22 protein-coding genes are annotated in these 25,231 nt (G+C 61.8%); 17 read left to right on the plus strand and 5 right to left on the minus strand.

Going from position 1 to position 25,231, the window contains the following annotated elements:
* Window positions 1–14: 14 nt before the first annotated feature.
* Window positions 15–215 carry a hypothetical protein gene (locus tag OKW45_RS00635; RefSeq protein ID WP_429465210.1) on the minus strand — a complete coding sequence of 67 codons (201 nt, stop codon included), beginning with the start codon at window positions 213–215 and terminating at the stop codon, window positions 15–17.
* A 335-nt stretch (window positions 216–550) separates the two neighbouring features.
* On the opposite strand from OKW45_RS00635, the gene OKW45_RS00640 reads away from it, so the two are divergent.
* Complete coding sequence (locus OKW45_RS00640) at window positions 551–1,237, plus strand: TetR/AcrR family transcriptional regulator (protein WP_429465212.1); 687 nt, start codon at window positions 551–553, stop codon at window positions 1,235–1,237.
* A 198-nt stretch (window positions 1,238–1,435) separates the two neighbouring features.
* Entirely contained in the window at window positions 1,436–1,846 is a 411-nt protein-coding gene (locus tag OKW45_RS00645) for a response regulator transcription factor (protein WP_429465213.1), read from the plus strand.
* 99 nt (window positions 1,847–1,945) lie between these two features.
* On the opposite strand, the gene OKW45_RS00650 is transcribed toward OKW45_RS00645, so the two are convergent.
* The gene (locus OKW45_RS00650) at window positions 1,946–2,614 is read right to left on the minus strand and encodes a response regulator transcription factor (protein ID WP_429469174.1); all 669 of its coding nucleotides are present in this window, start codon (window positions 2,612–2,614) and stop codon (window positions 1,946–1,948) included.
* 347 nt (window positions 2,615–2,961) lie between these two features.
* Between OKW45_RS00650 and OKW45_RS00655 the strand changes: the two genes are divergently transcribed.
* Window positions 2,962–3,480 (plus strand): hypothetical protein, encoded by a 519-nt coding sequence (locus OKW45_RS00655; protein WP_429465215.1) that lies wholly within the window; start codon window positions 2,962–2,964, stop codon window positions 3,478–3,480.
* A gap of 110 nt (window positions 3,481–3,590) precedes the next feature.
* On the opposite strand, the gene OKW45_RS00660 is transcribed toward OKW45_RS00655, so the two are convergent.
* The 3 genes from OKW45_RS00660 to OKW45_RS00670 all read right to left on the minus strand — a co-directional run bounded on the left by OKW45_RS00660 (window position 3,591) and on the right by OKW45_RS00670 (window position 5,952).
* Window positions 3,591–4,718: a VIT1/CCC1 transporter family protein gene (locus OKW45_RS00660; RefSeq protein WP_429465218.1), complete on the minus strand. Its 1,128-nt coding sequence runs from the start codon at window positions 4,716–4,718 to the stop codon at window positions 3,591–3,593.
* Window positions 4,719–4,741: 23 nt separating this feature from the next.
* Window positions 4,742–5,275 carry a DUF3331 domain-containing protein gene (locus tag OKW45_RS00665; protein WP_429465220.1) on the minus strand — a complete coding sequence of 178 codons (534 nt, stop codon included), beginning with the start codon at window positions 5,273–5,275 and terminating at the stop codon, window positions 4,742–4,744.
* 275 nt (window positions 5,276–5,550) lie between these two features.
* Window positions 5,551–5,952, minus strand: coding sequence for an HdeA/HdeB family chaperone (locus OKW45_RS00670; protein WP_429465222.1), 402 nt, complete (start codon window positions 5,950–5,952; stop codon window positions 5,551–5,553).
* Window positions 5,953–6,469: 517 nt separating this feature from the next.
* Here OKW45_RS00670 and OKW45_RS00675 point away from each other — a divergent pair.
* From OKW45_RS00675 to OKW45_RS00740, 14 genes are all read left to right on the plus strand, one after another.
* A complete protein-coding gene (locus OKW45_RS00675) occupies window positions 6,470–7,090 on the plus strand; it encodes a class I SAM-dependent methyltransferase (protein ID WP_429465224.1) in 621 nt (206 codons plus the stop codon).
* Between the two features lie 747 nt (window positions 7,091–7,837).
* Window positions 7,838–8,398, plus strand: coding sequence for an NADPH-dependent FMN reductase (locus tag OKW45_RS00680; RefSeq protein ID WP_429465225.1), 561 nt, complete (start codon window positions 7,838–7,840; stop codon window positions 8,396–8,398).
* Between the two features lie 196 nt (window positions 8,399–8,594).
* Entirely contained in the window at window positions 8,595–8,732 is a 138-nt protein-coding gene (locus tag OKW45_RS00685; RefSeq protein ID WP_162634096.1) for a hypothetical protein, read from the plus strand.
* Between the two features lie 266 nt (window positions 8,733–8,998).
* Window positions 8,999–9,967: an oxidoreductase gene (locus OKW45_RS00690; protein ID WP_429465227.1), complete on the plus strand. Its 969-nt coding sequence runs from the start codon at window positions 8,999–9,001 to the stop codon at window positions 9,965–9,967.
* A 65-nt stretch (window positions 9,968–10,032) separates the two neighbouring features.
* Window positions 10,033–10,704, plus strand: coding sequence for a heavy metal response regulator transcription factor (locus OKW45_RS00695; protein WP_018424383.1), 672 nt, complete (start codon window positions 10,033–10,035; stop codon window positions 10,702–10,704).
* A complete protein-coding gene (locus OKW45_RS00700) occupies window positions 10,701–12,089 on the plus strand; it encodes a heavy metal sensor histidine kinase (RefSeq protein WP_018424384.1) in 1,389 nt (462 codons plus the stop codon). The genes OKW45_RS00695 and OKW45_RS00700 overlap by 4 nt, the downstream gene beginning before the upstream one ends.
* Window positions 12,090–12,282: 193 nt before the next feature.
* Window positions 12,283–13,566, plus strand: coding sequence for an efflux RND transporter periplasmic adaptor subunit (locus OKW45_RS00705; RefSeq protein ID WP_429465229.1), 1,284 nt, complete (start codon window positions 12,283–12,285; stop codon window positions 13,564–13,566).
* Window positions 13,567–13,582: 16 nt separating this feature from the next.
* A complete protein-coding gene (locus tag OKW45_RS00710) occupies window positions 13,583–16,678 on the plus strand; it encodes an efflux RND transporter permease subunit (protein ID WP_429465231.1) in 3,096 nt (1,031 codons plus the stop codon).
* Between the two features lie 17 nt (window positions 16,679–16,695).
* Entirely contained in the window at window positions 16,696–18,192 is a 1,497-nt protein-coding gene (locus OKW45_RS00715; protein WP_429465233.1) for an efflux transporter outer membrane subunit, read from the plus strand.
* A 24-nt stretch (window positions 18,193–18,216) separates the two neighbouring features.
* On the plus strand, window positions 18,217–18,453 hold the full coding sequence (locus OKW45_RS00720; protein WP_018424388.1) for a hypothetical protein: 237 nt from the start codon (window positions 18,217–18,219) through the stop codon (window positions 18,451–18,453).
* A gap of 240 nt (window positions 18,454–18,693) precedes the next feature.
* Window positions 18,694–19,620, plus strand: coding sequence for an ABC transporter substrate-binding protein (locus OKW45_RS00725; protein WP_429465235.1), 927 nt, complete (start codon window positions 18,694–18,696; stop codon window positions 19,618–19,620).
* A complete protein-coding gene (locus OKW45_RS00730; protein WP_184006969.1) occupies window positions 19,620–21,230 on the plus strand; it encodes an amino acid ABC transporter permease/ATP-binding protein in 1,611 nt (536 codons plus the stop codon). Before OKW45_RS00725 ends, OKW45_RS00730 begins: the two co-directional genes overlap by 1 nt.
* Before the next feature lie 64 nt (window positions 21,231–21,294).
* Window positions 21,295–22,545, plus strand: a complete 1,251-nt coding sequence (locus tag OKW45_RS00735) for an acetamidase/formamidase family protein (RefSeq protein ID WP_429465237.1) — start codon at window positions 21,295–21,297, stop codon at window positions 22,543–22,545.
* A 271-nt stretch (window positions 22,546–22,816) separates the two neighbouring features.
* Window positions 22,817–25,198, plus strand: a complete 2,382-nt coding sequence (locus tag OKW45_RS00740) for an acetamidase/formamidase family protein (RefSeq protein WP_429465239.1) — start codon at window positions 22,817–22,819, stop codon at window positions 25,196–25,198.
* The last annotated feature ends 33 nt before the right edge of the window (window positions 25,199–25,231 follow it).

Genomic DNA, 25,231 nt, shown 5'->3' on the forward strand with positions numbered 1-25,231 from the left:
TATAGGAGGGTTACTTATTTGCCGCACTCTGCCGCGAGACTGCCGCCTGTCCCGTAAAGAAGACGGCAGCTTTCATCCGCCTCATCCGGGCCGGGCATGTTGCCGAGCGTTGCGTGAGCGACCGTCACCACTTGGGCGGTGGTGCTAGCGCGCGGCGCCTTCATATGCATGCCGTGAAACGCGATCGCCGCAGCCACCAGCGCCAGGATCGCCATTGCCACTGATTCGTGCCGGCGATGCGGGTGCGTAATGAGGTTCGCGACAGGGTGACTAACTTCGTTAAATTGCTGCATAGGGTAAGCACTCCGTTGCCGCCACGACAGCCAAGCCACGGAAGTTAAAAGGACGAGTCCGCCTGTTTCGGCGGCCTCACCCAAGCTGTGAAGGTCAGGCAGACCGTGGCGTGAGCACTGCTGTCGCGAGTGTCGTGGCCATACTCATGGCCGGTCCCTACTTCAATATGTACAGTATAGTCAAAATGACTTTATTGTCCAAATGTTCGGTGTCCCTTAGAATCGGGGAACGATCTGATGAGTGGTTCGCGGAGACGATGAAGAGTTCAGGCGAAAAGACAGGAATGGCGCCGGCGCAATTGGCCAGGCGAGCGGAGATTGGGCGCGAGCGTCGCGCCCGTACGCGGGCTTTACTAATGGACGCCGGAATCAGGGTTCTCGCTGAAAAGGGCCCGGATAACGCGAGCATCGACGACTTCATGGCGAAGGCGGGGCTCGCGAAGGGTACCTTTTATAACCACTTTCAAACGCGCGAGGACATGTTGACGGCGGTGGCGACAGACCTGGCTGAGGAGCTCAATCTGCATATTGTCGAATTGACGGCCGCAATGCCCGATCCCGCGCAACGAATGGCATGCGCCGTTCGCTACTTCGTTCAGCGGGCAGCCGACGATGCAATCTGGGGATGGGTGGTCCTGCGCATCGGTCTCGGAGCCGGTCCTCTCGGGGACAGCATGGCGCGGGAATTGACCCGCGACGTTCGGGACGGCGTAAAGTCGAAGCGGTTCTTGATCGATGCCGAACAGGTCGGCGCCGACGTCATGCTGGGCTCGGGCTTGATGGGCATCCGGTCAGTATTGCTGGGGAAGGCAGGTCCTAAGCATGCGTCTGCGGTCGCGGCGTCCATTCTAAGGGCGCTGGGTGTGCCCGCAAGCGAGGCGGCGAAAATTGCGGCCATGAAGTTGCCCGCTCTCGATCCTTCAAAGTTACGTCGCCTTTCCTAAAGGCAACCTGCGTATTGAGTTTCTCGTGCCAGCGGCTTTTAGATGATGGGGATGGCACCCGAGCCGGGGCGCTGGTACTCATACATTCGTATGATTTTCGTCCATCGGTTTGTGCTCTACGCTTGGGTCCAATAGCGCATACGGGGGAGCCTTCAAGTCCGCGCTCTGTCCGTTGCGCCCCATTTCCCAAGGGGAGAGGTGAGCCAGTTACGTGTCCCTCGGATAGCTTCCATTGTCGACGACGACGAGGCCGTCCGCCTTGCCACCGCGAGCCTGATTCGTTCGTTAGGCTGGGACACGCGCGTCTTCGCGTCGGCTGAGGAGTTTTTGGCGTCCGCGAGCGTCGCAGAGACGGCATGTCTGATTTCCGACGTGATCATGTCGGGCATGTCCGGCGTCGATCTGCACGATCGCCTGCTGGAACTCGGATGCGCTCCGCCCACCATCCTGATGACAGCCTTTCCGACCGCTGTCCTGCAGGCGAAAATCCAGGCAAAAATCGAGGCGAACAGTGTGCTGGCGTTCCTCGAGAAGCCCGTCGACACCGCCGCCCTGGCACAGTGCCTGACTCTCGCGTCCGGCGGATCATTGCGTGTCAAGCGCTCGTGAGTGCACGAAGCAGCGAGTTGAATCATCTCAAATGAGAATGTACGGAGCAGAAGCGGGGCGGACAGCGCCCACACCGTCACGGAAGGCTCAGGATCAGGATCACTTCAGATGATGCGGCTCGATCCCGAGGGCTTCCGCCTTTCGCACGAGATCTGCTACGGAACGCGCTGCCATTTTTTTCATCGCCTGTCCGCGATGGATCTTCACGGTGATTTCGCTAAGATTCATCTCCGAGGCGATCTGTTTGTTCATCAGGCCGGCCACCACGAATCCCATTACCTCTCGCTCCCGCGATGTCAACGAGCCGTAGCAGGCCCGAAGCGCCGCGATGGATTGTTCGGCCGCGCGGCGCGCCGCATCGCGAGTCAACGCATTCGAGACTGCGTCCAGCATGTCCTGATCGCGAAAGGGCTTGGAAAAAAAGTCGAGCGCTCCCGCTTTCATGGCCTTGACGGACATTTCCACGTCGCCATGACCTGTCATGAACAGAATCGGCATTTGAAGGCCGCTCTTCGCGACTTCTTCCTGAAACGTGAGGCCGCTTTCGCCGCGCAACCTGACGTCGAGAATCAGGCAACTGGGCGCGTCGTACTTCTCGAAGGCGAGAAACTCGTGCGACGATCCGAAAGTCTCGACGCGTAGCCCGACTGACCGAAGCAGGGCGCCCAGCGCGAGCCGAACGGCCTCGTCATCATCGACCACATAAACCACAGATGGCTTGCTGCCGCCGGCGCTGCGGGTCGACGTCGAATGCGACTCCAAAATCATCTCTTCCCCTTCCGAATCGACAAAGTGCGCGGTGACGTTGGACATCGCGTGCGCGGAAGCGCGCCGAAGACATGAACCACTTTCGGTAAATCGGCGCGTCCTCGAACGCACGGTACCGCACTCCGTCGTATTTGGCGAGCTATACGCAGGTATGAGTTCTCAACGTCTATGCGGCAGCGGCGCCAACCGTTCGTAGAATGGTTTTGCCAGTCAGGCGCGCGTATCTTCATTGCACGACGCAGGCGTTCGTACGGCGCGGGTACGTCGCTCTCATTGACTCGCGGCGCAATCAGTTAAGCCATGCATGCGTCCATTTTTCACCGGCATCGCCAACAGGAGAATGCCTCGTGGATATGAAAGAGATAGCACGCGCTAGCGACGTCGCGGATCACAACAGGTTCTTTGCAGAATATTTGCCGATCCAGACCGAAGCGGACGCGTCACATTTGCCGCCCGGCCGGACGGTAACAGCGCTGACTTTCGCGATCTGTGGATGGTCGTTTATTGAAGCGCCGTTTGAGTGCAGCGCATCGAGCGACGATACCTGGCTGTTGGCTCTTGTCGTGGCGAAACTGATCATCATCGCCGCGGGCGTTGCGGCCATTGCGGACATTCGTTTCGCCCGCGGAATATTCGCCTTTATCTGCGGCACGAGCGTATTGGCCATCGCACCCGGACTCCCGTTTGAGTTCAAGCACTCCGTCGCGATTTCGCTGTTGTCGCTGATCGAATGCACCGGCAAGACTGCTTTCGTTATCGTGTTCTGCACTGGGCCGATGCGCGAACGCAAGTTATCCGTGTCATGTCGTCCTCGGTGCGCAGTATTGGCAGGCGCACGGAAACAACCTCGCGACTCGCAGGGCTAATGGGATGCAATCTCGACGAATGAAGCATTCGAGAGTGCCGATCTGCCAGGCGTCGATGCGGGATACGGGCTGGGCAGGTGCATCGACGCCGGCTCGACCGCCGTTCAGGTTCAGGAAATAGAGACACCAAGCAAGTGGCCGGCGCCGAACGTAAATCCTGCGGCCAGAAGACTGATGACCACCTGACGGAGACACGAAAAAAGGGCGCTACGTCCGTTAAAGAGCGACGTGAATACGCCGATGGAAGCCAAAGCCAAAGTGCTTAGCACGATGCACTGAACGATTGCGCTGAAGCCGTGAGTCCACAAGAACGGCATCGTTGGAAAGATAGCCCCCACCGAGAAAAGACCGAAGGACACCCCCGCTGCCGACCAGGGATTACCGCCTAGATCCGCCGGGTCCAGACCTAGCTCCTCACGTGTCAATGTATCAAGCGCATTATCTTTGTCACGCATCATTTGTGATGCGACACGCTTTGCCTCATCCGCATCGAAACCTTTAGCGCGGTAAATGAGCACGAGCTCGTGCTCTTCCGCTTCAGGCGTTGTCTCGAGTTCCTCGGCCTCCCTGGCAATCTGGTTGCTAGCCAGTTCACGCGCATTGGTCACGGACAGCCATTCACCAAGCGCCATTGAGCACGCTCCGGCGGTCAACCCGGCGAGCCCCGTAAAGAGGATCGTCCTATTGCCGGTTCCCGCGCCTGCCATGCCCATAATGAGGCAGAAATTGGAAACCAGTCCGTCGTTCGCACCCAGTACGGCGGCGCGCAGATCGTTGCCTGACGATACGCCCTTGTGCCAGGGTTCTGCCGCTGCGATGCGTGCCCCTTGCGACATTTTCGGGTCGCCACCGCTGGCGAGCTGCTGAACGACGGTCGCGTGGCGATGTTCGTCGGCCGACATGCTGCCAGCGTCTGGCTGGCCCTGGTACTTGTCGCGATCCGCGTACTCGGCAGCAGCTAATGTGGGCAGCACGAAACCTGCGCCAATCAGCCGTACGAGCGCTTTCATCAGGCGCGTTTTTACAGCGAGACCGGTCCCGTGATACCGGTCGCCATTGACCTTCAACTTGTCGGCCCAAACCTGTGCGTGCTCACGCTCCGATTTTGCCAGTTCGCCGTAGATCTCTTTTCGCGCATGGTTGTCCTCAACCTTCGCCAAGGCTTCGTACAACTCAGCGCTATGAAGTTCGTCGGATAGGTTCGCGCGATATCGTTTCAATTCGTGTTTTGATGCCATGACATGTCCTCGAGCTCTGGCGGTCACTCGCGCGACGGCCGCCGGGGCGCGAGTTGAGGGGAATCGATGTAGACGGCGAGGATCATCGCGGATGCATTCGACGGCCTGCGGCGGCATGGACCCGGTCGATAGATCGCATCGCTGCTTTGTATCGGCAAGCCACTTAGCGCGCAGACTCCCACCCGCCTCGCAACCCTTTTTTGCCACGTCTGATATCCATAATTGCAGCTCGTCGGGTCGCGCCATGACAGGACCACCGATACGGCGCTCGGCCGATCGAGAATGTCGATCGTGGCATTGAGCCCGCAACCGACCTCCAGAGCAGGGGCGCGGGAGGGACGCGGACTGCACCGCGCGGGCTGCGCGGCCTCGTTACGATCGCCACTGCAAGCACCGAGCGAACAGGTAATGTGTAACCAGCGCGACGCGTATTCGTTCGCCGGCGTGGCGACGTACCGCGAGCCAGACAAAGACGGATTACGGCCGCGTGCGAGTACTGACGGAGCAGCATCGGGGCGCGACGATACGTACGTGTGTTTGCTCATTGCATTCTCCATCGGACCGGAAAAAGCGGCAAAAAATCGGCGACACCAGCACCCGCTTCGCTGTCACCGGGAAGATGCACGCTGTCTCGGAAGGGCTTCAGCGCCGGGTGGATGTGGACTGACCGATTGACTGTTACTGAAAGACCGCGCGGTCCATGGAATCAAGATAGGCGGACGACTTCAAAAAAAACATTCTACGAACGGTTGGCACGGTCCTCCGCGAGCGGTAGGGATCTCATACATTTGTATAGAGGACGATCTGTATGGGATCGATAGTGCGCATCCGGTTAGTGGTGATCGTAAAGATTGAATTTCCCCGACCTGGCCAGCTGCTTTATCTTGCCCATGAATGATGCTTTCGGCGTTTTCTTGCATTCTTCAACGACTAAGGCGACAGGACGTGCGGTGTCGACCACGAGCTCATCCGTTTCTTTCACACCGAGCCGGTCGACGCCGGCGGCCCAAAAAACCAATGCGGGCTTGTAATTGTCGTCCAGCGCCAAGAAGTCTTCGCATTTCATTCTGCCTGGTTGCACTGTCGTGGGTGATTTCGCAAGCGCGATAGGTGACAGGCCTAAGCCCATCATGACCGCTCCAATCAGGATTATTTTCATCATGTCTTTCTTCAGAGTCGAGTGATAAGGAAGGGAAAACGGGTGAGCAAGGAGAACGGCGTCTGTTGCAGACATCGTGCAAATGCATCACCGCGAAATCAGATTAGACATGCAAGACGAACAAGACAATTCCACGAACGGCAGGGATTGCCCCTGCTTATGAACGACTGCCTTGTACCTGCGTATGACGGGTTGATGGTAACTACTTGCGGGACGCCCGCCAAGGCAGATCCTTCCCGTCACCACATCGATGACATACACACGTATAAGAGCACTATGCTCACGAAGGACTGCCGCAATCGTTCGTACAATGGTCTTCGTGGTTCTATCCGCCTATTCTGATTTCGTCGACCTGGTGTTATCACAATGATCCCCGCCGGTTCCATGCGCCTCGAGTGGGCAAATGGAACCACCTTTCGAGCCGGCTCCGGCCGGCTCTCTTTTTCCCCGCGAAGTCGGTGAATGGCGGCAAGGATCTGCCAACGGCGCATCGACAAGGACGCGCTCGCGGTGTTTTCGCGTCGTGGTTGCGGACGTCTCGGTGCTGAGCTGATAGCGGCCGCACGAGGTCTGCCTCGTCCGTTACCGTCCAATGTCCCTGATGGCGCACAATGATGGATTGGCGCGATGGCTATACGCTTCTTTACCGTTTTCGACTAACGTGAAAGCTAAATTTATCAGGCATTGGTTGCAGGATCCTATGTCTGTCGGCGCTATTGCACCGTCTTCCCGATATCTCGCCGCCGCCATGGCTGAAGGGGCGGAGGCTTTTGACGCAATTGTCGAAGTGGGCGGGGGAACAGGCGCCATTACCCAGGCACTCGCGAATCGTAATCCAGAGGCTCGTCTGGTTGTATTCGAACTGTCGGAGCAACTCGCTGACGGCCTGCATGCGCGGTTTCCTCGTGCTCAGGTGGTCGCCGGCGCATTCCACGAAAATGTCTCCGTGCTGCACGACCTTCCTCCGAAAACGGTAGTCGTGTCGGGCTTGCCCTTCAGGTCATTACCGGCAAGGATCGTGCGCCCAACAGTGGAAGCACTGGCTGACGTTTTGCGTGCAGACCAGGCCCGCCGCCTCGTCCAGTTCTCATACCGGCTGCGCGCTCCATTTGCGGCGCCTGCGGATTTTTTCTGGCGTCGGGTTTGCACTGTCTGGCGAAACGCCCCGCCTGCCAACGTGTGGGAACTCCAGGGCAAACCGGTTTCAGCCTGATGCGATACTGAGGGGCAACGGTTCAAGGTTCGGCGAACGCCTCGGCACGCATCGTGGTCGTGGCGGAACTCTCTCCAACGCGACGTCCGTCTGTTAGCGCATCGCGGCTGCGACAAGAAGACGGAATGGGAGCGCGGTCAGCATTGCAGCGGCAAACCCTACGCACCATAGAATGACAAACCACATCATTCTGGTTCCGTATAGACGGCTCCAATTTTCAGTTTTTTCTGGCATCACATTCTCCGTTTATAAGATCATTAGTCATGCGAACGCGTCGGACCGTACGTGTCGGATCAACTCCGGGCCGACGGCGAACACACCAAGGCGATGAGCTTGCTCACAACCAGTAGCGTGGCTCGCGCCCGGAGCGCATCGCGCTTCCCATGCCGTAGGTTCAGCTGCCGCACAAGCGTCTCCGGCGCCTGTTGCCGGGCCCGCCCATCACGTAAATAATGGCCTTGCCCATGCGCCGCTTCAGTGCGTCAACCGTTGGCCCTGGCAGATGATCCGCCTTGGGATCGATCCTTCGCGCCGCTAGATTCCGTGGTTTGCGGCATGTTCCGAGAGCTGTTTTCCGTCACTCCGCCATACGCAGGTATAAGACAGCCATTCCCCTATAGGCGCGGTCTATGTCGTTCGTAGGATGGTCTCGTTTGTCTCGCCGATCTAACCTGATGTTCACCCGGGCATTTGCGCGATGCATGTCGTCAAACGCAAACGCACCCTTCTGTCATCAACGGAGCGCTCATGTCGGAACCCTATAAAGTTGCTGTACTGATTGGCAGTCTTCGCCAGAAGTCTCTCAATCGCATGCTGGCCAACTCACTCGCGCAGATTGCACCTCCAAGGTTGTCGCTGCACATCGTGGAGATAGGCGCGCTGTCTTTATACAACCAGGACCTCGAGGACGACACGCCGTCAGCCTGGAAAACTGTCAGAAACGACGTGTCAGCAATGGATGCGGTTCTGTTCGTCACCCCGGAATACAACCGCTCCATTCCAGCCGTTCTGAAGAATGCTGTCGATGTTCTCTCCCGGCCTCACGGAGCAAGCGCATTGTTAGGGAAACCTGCGGCCGTTGTCACCTCCTCGCAGGGAGCAATGGGCGGGTGCGGTGCGAACCATCACCTTCGGCAGTCGTTGGTTTGTATTGGCGTGAACGTCATGTCCACGCCTGAAGCATACGTAGGCGGCATTGCTGGTCTGTTTGACGAGCAAGGCGTCTTGACCAATTCCGGAACCAGTCGGTTTCTGGAGGAATTCATGGCCTCATTCTCGCAATGGATCGAGCGGTTTGCGAAGGGCTAGTCTTTACAGGAGGCCCGTGCGAATATGGTGACGGCGAACGCGTCGGGCTCTCGCACCGGCATGGGCGCCAATGCTGCATCGGCTGCAGGGAATGCCACGGTTGGCTCAACTGTCGCAGGCGTACGCAACACCGTCTCGGTCAGCACAGGCGACGGACGCGCAACTGGCCGGCGAGCGCAGCCGTTTTCGAGCAGTGATGGATCGTTCGCCCTACGAGCGCTGCATGGGTTCGACGCGTTGCACGCCGAAGTCCTTGAGCGCATTGCTTGGCATGTCGACGGCCTGCTCGGTAACGGCGTTATATAGCGACGCGCACTCGTCGGACTTCCAGTGACGCTCCGAAATGACTGAAACGTCATCCAGCGGCCATGTCGTGTTAACGATCGAAGTCCGATAATGACAACCGAGACCATTCCAGTCCACTCGAGACTGACTGGGCGAGCAAACCGCAATCGATGCAGTACGCGAAGAGCAATTGATGTTGGCTCGAGTCTCCATGCTGGGCGGCTCGCGGCATGATTGTCGCCGGATATGCTCTCGGATCGCCGACGTGATAGTCTCGGCCTCAGGTATTCAATCTTCACGCCGCCCCGGACCAACATGCACACACGGTGGACCACCGACGACATTGCGCCGCAGACCGGCAAACGAGTGCTCATCACGGGAGCGAATAGCGGTATCGGCTATCAGGCCGCGCTGACGCTGATGCGCAAAGGGGCACGGCTCATCCTGGCATGCCGCGATAAACGACGCGCAGAAAAAGCTCTCGCCCGCCTGAAAGCCGAAGTTCCCGGAGCAAGCGCGGAACTGGCGATTCTCGACCTCGCTTGCCTCGCGTCCGTCCGCTCGTTCGCGCAGAAAGAACTCGCGGAGCAACGCCGCATTGATATTCTGGTGAACAATGCCGGCGTCATGGCGCCGCCGAAACGTCTTGAGACCACCGACGGCTTCGAACTGCAGTTCGGCACCAATATGCTCGGCCATTACGCACTCACGGCGCTGCTCATGCCCGCTCTCGAACTTGCCGCGGCTGAATCGCCTGACCGGCCGCGTATCGTGACGATTGCTTCCATCGCGCACAAGCAGGGGAGAATTGATTTCGACGATCTGCAGTCGGAGAAGCATTATTCGCCGATGCAGTCGTATCGCCAGTCGAAGCTGGCGAATTTGATCTTCGCCTTTGAGCTCGACCGTCGACTGCGCGCGGCGAATTCCCGTGTCATGTCTGTAGCCGCCCACCCCGGGGTCGCGAACACCAATCTGTTTCGTTCCGGCGATCGATCCGCGCTCTCACGGGCTGCTCGCAGCCTCGCTGGCCGGGTTATCGGCGTCGCGCTGAACAGCGAATCCGCCGGCGCGCTGCCGACGCTCTACGCGGCGACGTCGCCCCACGTCGATGACGGCGGCTATTATGGGCCGCAAGGTTTCCTCGAGGCACGCGGGCGCAGGATCGGCGAAGCGAGTGTCGCGACGCAGGCCATGGATGAACTGACCGCCCAGCGTTTGTGGCAGCTATGCGAATCGCTCACGCAGATTCGCTTTCATCTGCAGTCCGAGCGGACCGCGTGAGTTGGACGCACGATGCCGCCGGATCTTTTTTGAATCGCGTTAATTGAACGACAGGTTGCAGCACCATGCGAATACTGATTATCGAGGACGAGCCGAAAATGGCTACCTATCTCCGCAAGGGGCTCATGGAAGCGAGCTTCCAGGCGGATACCGCCCTTGATGGCAAGGAGGGCCTCTTCCTTGCGCTTAGTGAAGACTACGATCTGATTCTGCTTGACGTGATGCTGCCCGAACTCGACGGGCTCGAAGTCCTCAAGCGCATACGGGAGAAAAAACATACGCCGGTACTGCTGTTGACGGCTCGCGACACGGTCCAGGACAAAGTCGTCGGGCTCGAGTCCGGTGCGGACGACTACCTGTCCAAACCGTTCGCCTACGCCGAATTGCTGGCGCGGGTCCGTGCGCTGCTGCGAAGGCCGGCGCAGTCGTCGGTCACTGTTTTGTGTGTCTCCGACATGGAGATCGATCTGGTCAGGCGGCGCGTGCGGCGCGGCAACGTGCGCATCGAATTGACGGCTCAGGAGTTTGCCCTGTTGAAGTTGCTCGCCGAGCGCCAGGGCGAAGTGCTGACCCGGGCTTTCGTGACTTCCCACGTGTGGGATATCAACTTCGACAGCGACACCAATATCGTGGACGTCGCGGTCAAGCGTCTGCGCACGAAGATCGACAGCCCGTTCGAAAACAAGCTGCTGCATACGGTTCGCGGCATGGGCTACGTGCTGGAGGACAGGGCATGATTGGGGCCGGCGCGCCGTATTCACTGCTGAAGCGGCTCGCGCTCGCATTTTCGATTCTTGCCATCCTGGTGCTGTCGCTCGCCGGCGGCCTTCTCTACCATACGCTCTCACTGGAACTGCGACGCCGCGACGACAGCGAAATTGCCGTGAAGCTTCAGGAGTTCATGGCGCAGGCTCGCACATTGGGCAGCGCGGTATCGGTCGCGCAAAACGGTGCGGTATTTCAGGAGGCGCTGCTTTCACATCCCGCGGTGTCTTTCGCGATATCCGGCGGGGGTGGTGAACTGTTGGTGTACACCGGGGGACGCGGGCAGCGTCTGGCATCCGGGCTGGGCAAAGACGCCGGATCTGGTCCGTTCACCTGCAATCCGCCGGTCGTCGGGCCTGCCCGCTGCGTTGTGGGGCGAGAAAAGCTGTCGTCCGGGGAAACGATCCAGATCGTTCTCGCGCACGCGTCTCATGTACGGCGCTCGGTGCTGCGCGCTTTTCAGGAGGACCTATTGCTCGTGCTCGTCGGCGGTTCGCTGCTGATGGGCTCACTCGGTTATGCGATCGCGAAACGGGGCCTCGCGCCTGTGAAAACGATTGGTGCTCGCATTTCCAGCATCGAGGCACACAATCTGGACAATCGTCTGCAGATCGGCGGCGGCCCCGTCGAGCTTCACGACATAGCTGTCCCGGTCAATCGCATGCTCGACCGGCTCGAGCGCGCCTTCACGCGCCTCTCGCAGTTCTCGTCGGATTTGGCGCACGACATGCGCACGCCGCTCGCGAATATCATCAGCTCCTCGCAAATCACGCTGTCCAGGCCGCGCACGATTGATGAGTACGAGACGCTCATCGATTCGAATATCGAGGAGTGCGAGCGACTGCAGCGCATGATCGAGACCATGCTGTTTCTCGCGAGGGCGGATCATGCCAGACAGCAACTCAAGCTAGGGTCGCTCGACTGTCAAAGCGAATTCGCCAAACTCACCGCATTTTTCGATGCCGTCGCGGAGAATAAGAGCGTTCGGTTCTTCATCGATGGGCCCGTGCAAGTGCGAGCCGATCCGACGCTGTTCAGGCGCGCCGTCAGCAATCTGCTATCCAATGCGCTGGAGCATGCCGGGACCGCGTCCGAAGTCGTGCTACGAGCGTTCCGCGCGGGAGAGTATGTGGCCGTGCAGGTCATGAATAACGGCGAGAGCATTCCGCCCGAACATATCGATAAAATCTTCGAACGCTTTTATCGCGTCAATGCTGCCCGCGAGGGATCGGCGAAGAATACCGGCCTCGGTCTTGCGATCGTCAAAGCGATCATGGAATCGCACCGAGGCAAGGTCGAAGTGCTGAGCCGCGCAGGCAGCACGGTGTTTACGCTGTATTTTCCGGCTCTCGTCTAAAGCGCGGCGCGCCGCGCCGCAGCCCGTTCTCCTCTTCTACCTCGCGCACGTCGCCAGCCTCAATGTCAAAAATGACATTTAGCCGCAATGTGTGTATCAGCCGCAGATTTCGATAATTGACACCAGGCGATCGAGGACATTAAGTCCTCGCTCTTCGAGTGTGTCAGGTCAATTCGATTCTGCGAGGGACTCATTGAAAACCAACTACCAGAGACGCCTGTATGCGTCCGTCGCCGGGGCCGGCTTGATCGTTCTGTGCGGCGCCTTCGCGATTCATTCGCGGACCACGCGGGCAACGGCCGAACCCGTAGCGGCTGAATCTGCCACGTCAGCGGCAGCGAGCAGTACGCCTACCGTTTCCAACGCCGTCGACCTGGCGCCCGAGGCGCTCTCGAACCTGCATCTGCAGATCGCCGACGCGGCGCTTCGCCCAGGCGTGCGGACCATCACCGCGCCGGGCGTGATCGCCTTCAACGGCAAACAGCTCGCACAACTGAGTTCCCCATCCAGAGGTCGGATCGAGGCCGTCGACGTCGCGGTTGGCGACCACGTGCGTGCGGGGCAGCGACTTGCCGTGCTCGACGAGTTCGACCTCTCCGATGTGCGCAGCCAGCTCGCCAGCGCGCAAGCCGCGCTCGCCGATGCGACGGCCGCAGCCGACGCGGCACACGCCGCGCTCGCGCGCGGCACTGAGTTGGTCGACGCCGGCGGCATTGCGCAAAGCGAACTCGAGCGCCGTCGCGCGATCGCGGCCAATGCCGATGCCACGCTGCGCTCCCGGCAAGCGGATCTGCAGAAATGGCGCGGCATGACACAACGATTGATGCCGATCGATGCCGCCGCGAAGGCAAAAGGCGACATGCGCACCCTTGCCGCATTGAGTCCGCGCGACTCGCTCGGCGCCGTCGTCGCGCCATTCGACGGTGTCGTCACGGCAGTGAGTACGGCCGCCGGCAACATCGTCGATACGTCGCAGTCGCTCGTCACGGTGACGGATCTGTCGACCGTGTGGCTGCAAGTCAGCGTGCCGGAACACGACGCCGCTGCCGTGCACGCGGGTCAGACAGTCGCGGTGAACGTCGATGCCTATCCGAATCAGCCGTTCAACGGACGCGTCATCGACGTCGCGGATCAGGCCGATCCGAATACGGGCACCGTCACGGTGCGTTGCGAAGTGCCGAACCCCGGCGGCCTGCTGCGCGCCAACCTGTTCGCCACGGCAAACATCGCGGCGCCGCTCGGCCACGATTCCGTGCTGGTGCCCGATTCCGCGTTACAGGACGTGAACGGGCAGACGGTCGTATTCGTGCCTGCGGGTCAGGGTCACTTCCTCCCGCGCACGGTCCATACCGGCGTGGCCGAGAGCGGCATGACGGAGATCGTGAGCGGGGTCAAGGCCGGAACGCCGGTGGTCGCCGACGGCAGCTACTGGCTGAAGGCCGCGCTGATGCAAACCACCATTCCCGACGAAGGCTGAACCGCGAGCGCAGGTCATGATTACGAAGATTGTCGATGCGGCGCTGAAGAATCGCGCCATGGTACTGATCCTGGTCGCCGTACTGATCGCCTTTGGGCTCGTCAGCATGCAGCGACTGCCATTCGATGCGCAGCCCGATATCTCGCCGGTCCAGGTGCTCGTGACGACGCAAGCGCCGGGGCTCGCTCCGGTCGATATCGAGCGCTCGATTACCGCGCCCGTCGAACTCGCCCTGCAAGGGTTGCCCGGCATGCAGGCGCTGCGCTCCATTTCCCGTTATGGCCTGTCGGTCATCTACGTGCGCTTTGCCGACGGCTCGAACATCTATCAGGATCGCAATCTGATCGGCGAGCGCCTGCAGACGGTGCAGCTTCCGCCCGGTACAAATCCGCCTCAGATGGGACCGCTGTCGGATGGCCTGAGCGAGATCTATCAATTTCAGGTGCGTGGCCACGGGCAATCGCTGATGACGCTGCGAACGTTGCTCGACTGGCAGATCGCGCCGAAATTCCGCGAAGTGCCGGGCGTGGTCGACGTCAACGTGAACGGCGGCGAATTGAAGACCTACGAAGTGCAGGTGGCGGACGACGCGCTCACGCGCTACGGCCTTTCGACCGCCGACATCTTCAATGCCGTGCAGATGAACAACGGCGCGGCCGGCGGCGCGACCCTCGAGCACAACGGCGGGGAGGCCATCATTCGCGGCGAAGGGCTGCTTCGCAACGCGACCGACATCGGCAACATCGTGTTGCGCACCGAGCCGGATGGCACGCCGCTTTACGTTCGCAATGTCGCGCGCGTCGTCGAGGCGCCGATGCCCCGGCTTGGCGCAGTCACGCGCGACGGCCAAGGCGAAGCCGTTGTCGGCGTCGTTCTGATGGGACTCGGGCAGAACACGCGTATCGTCGCGCAGCGGGTTCAGGACGCCGTCAGGGAAATCAACAAGACGCTGCCGCCCGGCGTCGAAATCGCACCGTACTACAACCGCGCCGACCTGATGAACCGCGTGCTGCATACGGTTGCTCACAACATGGTCGAAGGCGCCGTGCTCGTGATTGCCGTGCTGCTGCTGTTGCTCGGCAATGCGCGCGCCGGCCTGATCGTCGCGCTGGCGATTCCTTTGTCGATGCTGGCCGCGGCGATTGCCATGTACAGCGCGGGTATGTCCGGCAATCTCATGAGCCTGGGCGCCATCGATTTCGGCCTGCTCGTCGACGGCGCGGTGGTCATGATCGAGAACATCGTACGGCGGCGCGCGGAAGCACCGGCGCGGCCCATGCAGGCGGTCGTGCTCGAGGCATCCCGGGAAGTGGCGCGGCCCGTCACGTTTGCGGTCCTGATCATTACCGCCGTCTATCTGCCGATTCTCAGCCTCCAGGGCGTCGAGGGAAAGATGTTCCGCCCGATGGCGTTGACGGTCGTGTTCGCGCTCCTCGCGTCGCTCGTGATCACGTTGACCGTGATGCCCGTTCTCGCGAGCTTTCTGCTGCGCGGCAAGGTGGCCGAACACGAGAGCCGCATCATCCATTGGATACGGCGGCGCTATGAGCCGGTGCTCACGCGCGCGGCGCATCGTCCCGTGCTGACTATCGGGCTTGCCGTGCTGCTGCTCGCGCTCGCGGGCGTTCTCGGCTCGCGCCTCGGTGCGGAATTCCTGCCGCGTCTGGAAGAAGGGGCGCTCACGGTCACGACCACGAAGCTGCCCGGCATTTCCGTGCCGTCGGCGGTCGAGTCACAGACGATGGTCGAGCGAACGCTAATGCGCTTTCCCGAAGTCCAGTCGGCAGTCACGCTCGGGGGCAGTTCCGAGATTCCCACCGATCCGATGGGTGTCGAGCAAAGCGACACTTTCATCATGCTCAAGCCGAAATCGGAGTGGAAGACCGCGCAGACTCAGGAGGGACTGGTCGAAGCGTATTCGGATGCGCTCAATCGCGCGGTTCCCGGCCTCACGCTCGATTGGGCCCAGCCGATCCAGATGCGCATGGACGACATGCTGGCGGGCGTGCAGGCGGATGTAGCCGTGATGATTCACGGCAACGACCTCGACGCGTTGCACGATACCGCGCAGCGTATTGCGAGCGTGATCGCTCGCGTGCCGGGAGCCGCCGACGTGCAAGCGCAACAGACGGTCGGCCAGCCGTACTTGCGCATCATCGTGAACCGGGATGCGGTGGCGCGCTATGGCCTCAATGCGAGCCAGGTTCTCGACGTGGTGCAGGCGCTTGGAGGCCGCACGGTTGGCTCGATTTCGAATAACGATGGCCGCTTCGATATACGCGTTCGTCTGACGCCGCAAGACCGCACTGATGTGGCGCGAATCGGCGCGCTACGCGTGAGCAACGGCGCGGGCAAGGCCGTGCCGCTCGCCGAAGTCGCCGACATCCGGATGGAGCCCGGTCCTTCGACGATCGAGCGCGAAGAGGGGCAGCGCGTGATCATGGTGCAGGCCAACGTGCGCGGCCGCGATCTCGCCGGGTTCGTGCTCGCTGCGCAACATGCCGTGGCCACGCAGGTCAAGCTTCCGCCCGGGTACAGCCTGTCCTGGAACGGCAGCTTCAAGAATCTGCAGGAGGCGATGTCGCGGCTCTACGTGGTCGTGCCCGTCGCCCTGGCGGTGATCTTCGTCCTGCTTTATCTGATGTTCGACAGCGTGAGCCTGGCGGCACTCATCTTCTTCAACGTGCCGTTTGCGGCAATCGGCGGGATCCTGGCGCTCTGGACTCGCGGCCTGCCGTTCAGCATTTCGGCCGCCGTCGGCTTCATCGCGCTGTTCGGCATTGCGGTGTTGAACGGGGTCGTGCTGGTCAGCTACATCGTCGAGAAGCGGGCGAGCGGCCTTGGCGCTATCGAGGCTGCGCGGCAGGCTGCCTTGACACGGCTGCGTCCCGTGCTGATGACGGCGACTGTCGCGAGTCTGGGCTTCCTGCCTATGGCTTTTTCCACGAGTTCCGGCGCGGAAGTTCAACGGCCGCTCGCCACGGTGGTGATCGGTGGACTGATATCGGCCACGCTGCTGACCTTGCTGGTGCTGCCGTCCCTGTACCCGTGGTTCGACCGCCGCAAGCGCACGGTGCCGCAAGAGCAGACCGTACCGGAATACGCAAAATGACACAGGGTGCTACTCACATGATCACCTTCAAACGTTCGTCCAGCCTGTTGATACCGTTGCTGCTCGCGGGTTGCGCGGTCGGTCCCAACTTCACGCAGCCTGCCGCACCGGCTGGAGCCGGCTATACGCAAGCGCCGTTGCCTTCGAGGACCGCGGCGGCGGCCGGCGCGGATGGGCCGGCGCAGGACTTCGTCGCCGGCGGCGATATACCCGGGCAATGGTGGACGCTGTTCCAGTCTCCGCAGTTGAACCAGCTAATCGATCGCGCGTTCAGGCGCAGCCCGACGATCGACGCCGCACACGCTGCGCTCACTAGCGCGCGCGAAAACATGTTGGCGCAGGAGGGGGCGTTGTTCCCCAGCATCGGTCTCGATGCGTCGGGCAGCAGGAACGGGACGCCGACTGCGAGCCTCGCACCGGTCGCGGCGAACAACCAGCGCATCTATTCGCTCTACACAGGCGAGCTGACTGTTTCATATTCGCTCGACGCATTCGGCCTGAATCGCCGGACCGTCGAATCGGCGGCCGCGCAAGCCGAGAACCAACGCTTCGAACTCGAAGCGGCCTATCTGACGTTGAGCAGCAACGTGGCGCTCGCGGCGATCGACGAAGCGGCCTTGCGAGGTCAGCTTGCCGCGCAGGAAGAGATCATCAAGGCCGACACCGAACTCGCGGACATCGTCCGCCGTGAATACACGCTCGGCGAGGCCGCACAGGCCGATCTGTTGCAACAGCAGGCTGTGCTCGCCCAGGCGCAAGCGGCGTTGCCGCCGCTCGAAAAGCAACGGGCGCTGCAGCGCGATGCGCTGACTGCTCTGGTGGGAGGCTTTCCGAATGAAGACCTGGCGGTGCACTTCGATCTGGCGGACCTGCACCTGCCTGACAATCTTCCGGTGAGTCTGCCGTCCAGGCTGGTCGAGCAACGCCCGGATATTCGCGCCGCTGCCGCCACGCTGCACGCGGCCTCCGCACAGGTCGGCGTCGCCATCGCCAACCGGCTGCCGCAGATCTCACTGACCGCCGCACTGGGCACCTCACCGAATGCTCTCGCCAACGCGTTCACGCCATACAACCAGTTCTTCAACGTGGTCGGCAAGGTCGCACAGCCGATCTTTCAGGGCGGGGCGCTGCTGCACCGCCAGCGCGCCGCACAGGGGGTCTACGAGCAGGCCGGGGCGCAGTATCGCCTGACGGTCATCAACGCGTTCCAGAACGTTGCCGATGTCCTGCAGAGTGTGCAAGCCGATGCGAAGACGCTGGAAGCGTCCGTGGCCGCCGAACAGGCTGCATCGCGCAGCCTCGAGATCGCTCGCCGGAAGCTGCAGACGGGGGAGATCGCTTACCTGTCCGTGCTGACGGCACAGCAAAGCTATGAAACGGCGCACGTCGCCGCGATCCAGGCGAGAGCTGCGAGGCTCGCGGACACGGCGGCGCTCTTTCAGGCCGTCGGCGGCGGTTGGTGGAACAGGTCGGACGCGCTGGTCTCGAGCGCGGCGCTGAAAGAAGCTCATTGAGTCGGACCACGCGACACATTCCTCATGATACGAACTCTCATTGGCCTGATCTTCGTCGCTCTGCTGAACGGCTGCGCCTATTCGTCGGCACAGGCTCACCGTGCGCCGCTTGCGCAGACTGCGACAACCCGGACCGTCGACTATGCGGGCCTGCCCTGTGGCAATCAGCAAGTGCACGTCAAATCGCCGCCGTGCTACTTCCCGCGCGAAGCGCAAATACCTGCCGCCACGCTGCAGGCGGGGACGGCGTCATCGCATTGAGTACGACGCATTGCGCCCGGCAGTCGAAGCGTCCAGCTTGCCGGGCGCGCTGCCGACTCGACTGGGCGTGCGACAGCATCGACCCGCTCGCGGCGCTGATGTCCTGCTTCGCGCCCGTGCAAGCATTTGGGCGCGCTGGAACAAGTCCACGGAATTTCGTTCACCTACCCTTGGTTTCGTGCGATGCAACGAGGCGTACATAGGGTGGGCCTTTGACATCTGCCGTTCAGGAGTATGGGGATGAACACAAATATTGTCGGTCATGGACGTGGCATGCCGCGCGCAGGCGGTTTTGGCCGCCGCTGGCGCGAGCTGTTTGTCGGCGCTGCCAGTCTGCTGGCGCTGCTGATGTCGGGTCACGCTCAAGCCGCCGCGCCGGTGCCCGCCGAGTGCGCCGCGTTGCAGGCGAAATACCCGCAATTCAAGGGCAAGACGCTGATCAACGCGATCAACCCGCACACGCCGGGTTACGAAGCGCTGGACCCGAACGATCCGACGAAATACATCGGCTTCGACATCGATCTCGGCGAGGCGATCGGCAATTGCCTCGGCTTCAAGATGGCGTACAAGCCTGTCGCGTTCTCGGCGCTGCTGGCGACGCTGCAAAGCGGTCAGGCCGACATCGTGATCTCCGATATCTATGCGACCGAGGAGCGCGCGAAGGCGGCAGACTTCATCACCTATTCGAAAGTGTTCGACGGCGTGCTGGTTGCGAAGGGCAATCCGAAGAAAATCAGCGGCATCAACCAGACGATGTGCGGCACGACCGCTGCGGAGAACACCGGCTACGTCGAAGTGCCGCTGATCCAGAAGCTCGCACCGGCTTGCAAGGCGGCGAACAAGCCGGAAGCTGCCGTGCAGCTGTACGACAACAACGCGAACGCAATCCAGGCGATTCTCTCAGGCCGCGCCGATACCTACATCAACGACGTCAATACGGTGGACCAGGCGGTCAAGGCGTATCCGGGCCAGCTCGAAAAGGCCAATGCGGTGACACTGCCGTATTCGATTGGTATCGGCGTACCTAAAACGAATCCGGCAATGCGCGCGGCGGTAATGGCGGCGCTCGTCGCGATCCAGAAGTCCGGCACCCAGACCGAGCTGCTGAAGAAGTGGTCGCTTGGTGCTGAAAATCTCGAAACTCCCAAGCTGATTGCCTCGAACTGATGAATTTGTTCCTGCACTATGTCGGCCTGCCGTATCTGTTAAGCGGCATCGGCTTCACCATCGCAGTCACGCTCCTCGGGCTGGCTGGCGGTCTGATCGTGGGACTGGTGCTCGCGAGCATGCAACTGAGCAAGGTGGGGCCGCTTGCCGTCATCGCGCGCGGCTACACGGTGATTTTTCGCGGAACGCCGCTGATCCTGCAACTCGTGTTCGCGTACGACGCGCTGCCGCACATCGGTTTGAAGTTGAGCGCGATGGGCGCCGCGGGTCTCGCGCTTGCGGCGAACGAGGGGCCGTTCATCGCGGAAATCCTGCGCTCCGGCGTGCTCGGCGTCGACCGTGGGCAAGTTCTTGCGGCGCAGGCGCTCGGCATGACGCCGACCGTGTTGCTGCGCCGTGTGATCGCGCCGCAGGCGATCCGCACCATGGTGCCGGCGCTCGGCAACGAATCGGTCAGCGCGTTGAAGAACTCGTCGCTGGCCTCCGTGATCGCGGTCGACGAACTGACCTTGCGCAGCACGCAACTCGCGTCGTCGACGTTTGATTTCTTCTCGATCTTCTTTGCGTCCGGGCTGATGTATCTCGTGCTGACCGGCTTGATTGCCGCGATCCAGCTATTCGCCGAAACCGCGCTCGATCTCGATCGCAGTCCGTCCGGACGCTTTGCGCGACTGCTGCCGTGGCGCCGCGCCGCGCTCGCCGTGGAGCCCTCCGCCGCAAGCGCGACGCTATCCGTCGGTGCGCCGCTCGACGCCGCGCCCGTGCCGGTTGCGCGCAAGGCCCATGCGGAGCGCGCAAGCCGCTACGAGCTATTGCAGACGCAGAAAGCGGCGGTGCAGGTGAAAGGGCTGAGCAAGCGTTACGGCAAGCAGACGGTGCTCGACGGCTTCGACCTCACGGTCCGCTTCGGCGAGGTCATTGCGCTGCTCGGGCCGAGCGGATCGGGCAAAAGCACGCTGCTGCGCTGTATCAATCACCTGGAGCAGTGGGATGCCGGCGAAATCCGTATCGGCGGCAAGCGCATCGGGTTTCGGGTTGACGGTCAGCCAATGACACAGGGCGACCTCGCCAACGAGCGAGCGAGTGCCGGCGTCGGCATGGTGTTCCAGCATTTCAATCTATTTAGCCATCTGACGGCATGCGAGAACATCGCCGGGCCGCTGCGCTGGGTGCACGGGATGCCACCGGCCGACGCCGAGCGCCGCGCGCGCGAACTGCTCGAACGCGTCGGCCTCAGTCATCGCGCGGATGCGTTGCCGCGACATCTGTCGGGCGGCCAGCAGCAGCGCGTCGCGATTGCCCGCGCGCTGGCGCCGAATCCTCGCGTGCTGCTGCTCGACGAACCGACCTCCGCGCTCGACCCCGAACTCGTCGGCGAGGTACTCGACGTGATTCAGCGGCTCGTGGACGAAGGCGGCCTGACCATGATCATCTCCACGCACCAGTTGCGCTTTGCCGATCAGGTCGCCGATCGTGTCGTGTTCATGAGCGGCGGCGCGGTGGTCGAACAGGGACCCACGCATGAAGTGCTCACCCAGCCGCGCCATCCATTGACAGCTCGATTCCTGAGCGTGATGGGCGCGGACGACCGGCTCGAAGTCGCGTCTTGACGGCGCACGCCATTCAGCATCGCCCGGCCGTTCGTGCCGGGCGTCTTACGAGGTTCGAACAGACATGAAGCACCATACACTCCCGGTTTCGCCTGAAACGGTTCACTGGGGTTACTTCAGCAAACAGGTCGCGCCCGCGTTGACGCTGCGTTCCGGCGACCGGGTCACCATCGAGACGCTGACCCACCATGCGAACGACGACCACGAACGGATGGTCGCGGGCGACCCCGGCGCCGAAAGCATCTTTCAGTGGACCCGCGAGCACAAGGCCATGCCGCGCCGGGGCGCGGGGCCAGCCGATGGACCGTTTACGCTCGGCTCGGGCGAAGGTGTCGGCGTGCATCTGCTGACCGGGCCGGTCGCGATCGAAGGGGCCGAGCCGGGCGACGTGCTCGAAGTGCGAATTCTCGACGTGCGCCCGCGGCCGAGCTGCAATGCGTGCTATCGCGGCCGTTGTTTCGGTTCGAATGTCGCCGCATCGTGGGGCTTTCATTACCACGATCTCATCGAGGAGCCGAAGCCCCGTGAAGTCGTGACGATCTTCGAGCTCGATACCTCGGGCGAGCCATTTGCGCGTGCGGTCTACAACTACGTGTGGACGCCGCAAACCGACCCGGACGGCGTGGTCCACGCGATGATCGATTACCCGGGCGTCAAGGTCGACCCTACGCTGGTGAACAAACGCGAGAACATCCTGCCGAACGTGAAGGTGCCGGCCAGGCTGCATTTCGGCACGATGGGGCTCGCGCCGGCGGAGCTCGACTATGTCAGCTCGATTCCGCCCAGCTACACCGGCGGCAATATCGACGATTGGCGCGTCGGAAAAGGTGCGCGGATGTATTACCCGGTCGCGGTCGAAGGCGCATTCTTTTCTGTCGGCGATCCTCATGCGGCGCAGGGTGACAGTGAACTTGGCGGTACGGCGATCGAAACCTCGCTCACCGGCGACTTCGAGTTCGTGCTGCACAAGAAGAATGACCTCGGCGGCACGATTCTCGAAGGCCTCACGCACCCGATGCTGGAAACCGACGACCAATGGTCGGTGTACGGATTCACTTTCGCCAACTACCTGGCGGATCTCGGCCCGGCCGGACAGACTGAGGTGGCACAGCACGCGAGCCTCGACAAGGCAATGCGCGACGCGTTCCGCAAGCTGCGCCGTTTCCTGATGACCGTGCACAGGCTAAGCGAGGATGAGGCCATTGCGCTGATGTCGGTCGCCGCGGATTTCGGCGTCACACAGGTGGTCGACGGCAATTGGGGTGTGCATGGATCAATTCGCAAGAACGTCTTTGTCGGCGGCGCCGGCCGCTGAGACGTGCCGCTCGGGCCGCAGGCGATTCGCCGCGCGTGTGCGCGGGCGTCCCGTATGCGTCAGGTTAGTGCACAGGGGCGTTGCTGGTGCCTGGGCGCGCAATCATCGCGGTCGGGCGGCCACCGGCGCTCGGGCCGCCGCGCCCTCGCGATGCACCCGACCCGAATTGGTGCGGTTATTGCTTTTTTGGGCGACCCGTACCGCTCGTCGAATCTGTCCTCGGGTAGCGGGCGTTGCGCTCGTGCGACGCGCGTCTGTTCTGGAGTCAACGTTGGATTTGCTGCGCTTTACTACCGAGTCCTATTCGGAGGCCGAACGGCTTCGCGCGTGGGTTAAAGCGCTTGACACGATGGGGTGGCGTAGCGGTGCGATTGCTTCTGTGCGGGCGTTGCGTGGCATGATCGTCGCGCAGAGGTCGCCCGGCGGTTTCGATCTGGGCCTGCTGGCGTCGGTGGCTCAGACGCTCGAACCAAATGCTGCCTGTGGCGACGGCGTGCTGATCGTGCTGCACCTTGACGGTGTGGCGACGCTGCAGGCCAACAGCGGACGTCAGCCTCTGGCAGTGAACGACCTGGTCTTTCTGCCGTCGGGCGAAGGCGCCTCGCTGCTCTTCGCGACCGATTTCCGCGCTTTTGTCGCGCGTGTACCGCGCTCGGCGATCAGGGGGCGGCTGTTTGCATCGTCGATGAACGCCGGCCGGATCGCCGGAGATGCCGGTGTCGGGCACGTGTTTTCCGGTTTTCTTGCGTCGCTTGCGGAAGGCGTGGAGACGTTGTCCGCCAACGACCTGCGTCCGCTTGAACTCGCGCTGGTCGAGTTTCTGGTGGCGATTCTGTCCGTGCAACAGCGCGAAACGCCGATTAGCGGACTGACATCGTCACAGGCGGCCATCTTCTCGCGCGTGTGCCGCAGTATCGATGCGCAGCTTGGCGACCCCAACATCACCCTCGCGCGTCTCGCCACAGAGGAGCGCGTCTCGCAGCGCTACCTGCAAAAGCTGTTTGAAACTGTCGGCCAGAACTTCTCCACGTATTTGCGGCTGCGCCGCCTTGAACGCTGCAGGGCCGAACTCGTCGATCCGCTCCACGAAAAGACGTCGATTTCGGATATCTGTTTTCGTTGGGGCTTCAACGATCCCGCGCATTTCAGCCGTGCGTTTCGCGAGCAGTACAAGACGTCGCCGCGCGCCTTCCGTCATGAAGCGAGCCTCGATTTGGCTCGACATGTGGTGCAGCGCATTTCGCGCGGATTGCCGCTCAACACGGATGCGCTGCTGGCTCCCGCGCAAACCGCGTCGCGGGAAGCAACGCTCGACGCTGACGGTGCGATCGTGGCCAGTCGCCCCGTCGACACGCGAACCGGTTCGAGGCAGGCAATCAGCAGCCGGTCCGGCAAGCCGCGCCACCATCTGTTGCGTGCAACGGCCAACACGGTACATTGGGGCTATTTCTCACACGACCTGAAGCCGGTGCTCGAAGTCGACAGCGGCGATAGCGTGACGATCGAGACACTGACGCAGCATGCGTCGGACGACTGGGCGCGTATGGTGGCCGGCGATCCAGGCGCTGAAAGCGTGTTCCACTGGACCGCCGAGCGCAAAAACGTGAACCGGCGCGGCGCCGGACCGATCGACGCATCGATCTACGGTCGAGGCGCAGGCGAAGGGTTTGGGGTGCATATCTGCACCGGCCCGATTGCGGTACGTGGCGCCGAGCCGGGCGACATACTGGAAGTCAGGATCCTCGAGGTGCATCCGCGGCGCTGCGCGAATCCGCAATTCAGCGGGCGGGCGTTCGGCAGCAATGCGGCCGCGTGGTGGGGTTTCCATTACCGTGAATTGTTGACCGAGCCTAAACCGCGCGAAGTCGTCACGATTTATGAACTCGACGCAGAGCCCCGGCCGGACCAGGGCACGCCCTTTGCGCGCGCGGTCTACAACTACCGCTGGACGCCGCAATGCGATCCGTTCGGTGTCGTGCATCCGACCATCGACTATCCGGGCGTTCCGGTCGATCATTCCACCGTTGAGGAAAATTATGGAATTCTCAAGGGTGTCAAGATTCCGGTGCGCCCGCATTTCGGTCTGATCGCGGTCGCGCCGCAACAGGACGGTCTCATCGACTCGATTCCGCCGTCCGCGTTCGGCGGCAACCTGGACAACTGGCGCGTCGCGCAGGGTGCGAGCGTCTATCTGCCGGTGGGTGTTCCCGGGGCATTGCTGTCGGTCGGGGATCCGCACGCATCGCAGGGCGATTCCGAGCTATGTGGGACGGCGATCGAATGCTCGCTGACCGGCGAGTTCCAACTGATATTGCACAAGAGAGCGACTTTGGCTGGCCAACCGTACGCGGATCTCACGTATCCGCTCGTCGAAACCGCCGACGAGTGGGTACTGCATGGATTCAGTCATGCCAACTATCTGGCTGAATTCGGCACGCACGCGCAGAGCAAGGTCTACGAGAAGTCGACGCTGGATCTCGCGATGCGTGACGCGTTCATCAAGACGCGCCGCTTTCTGATGACGACCAAGGGCCTTACCGAAGACGAAGCAATCTCGTTGATGTCGGTCGCAGTCGACTTTGGTGTGACACAGGTCGTCGACGGCAACTGGGGTGTGCACGCGATCATCCGCAAGGCCTTGTTCACGGAATAATCATCTTGTCGTGCGTGCGCGATCGGTCTGCCG

The organism is Paraburkholderia lebeckiae (genome assembly GCF_050436225.1).
Lineage (GTDB): Bacteria > Pseudomonadota > Gammaproteobacteria > Burkholderiales > Burkholderiaceae > Paraburkholderia > Paraburkholderia tuberum.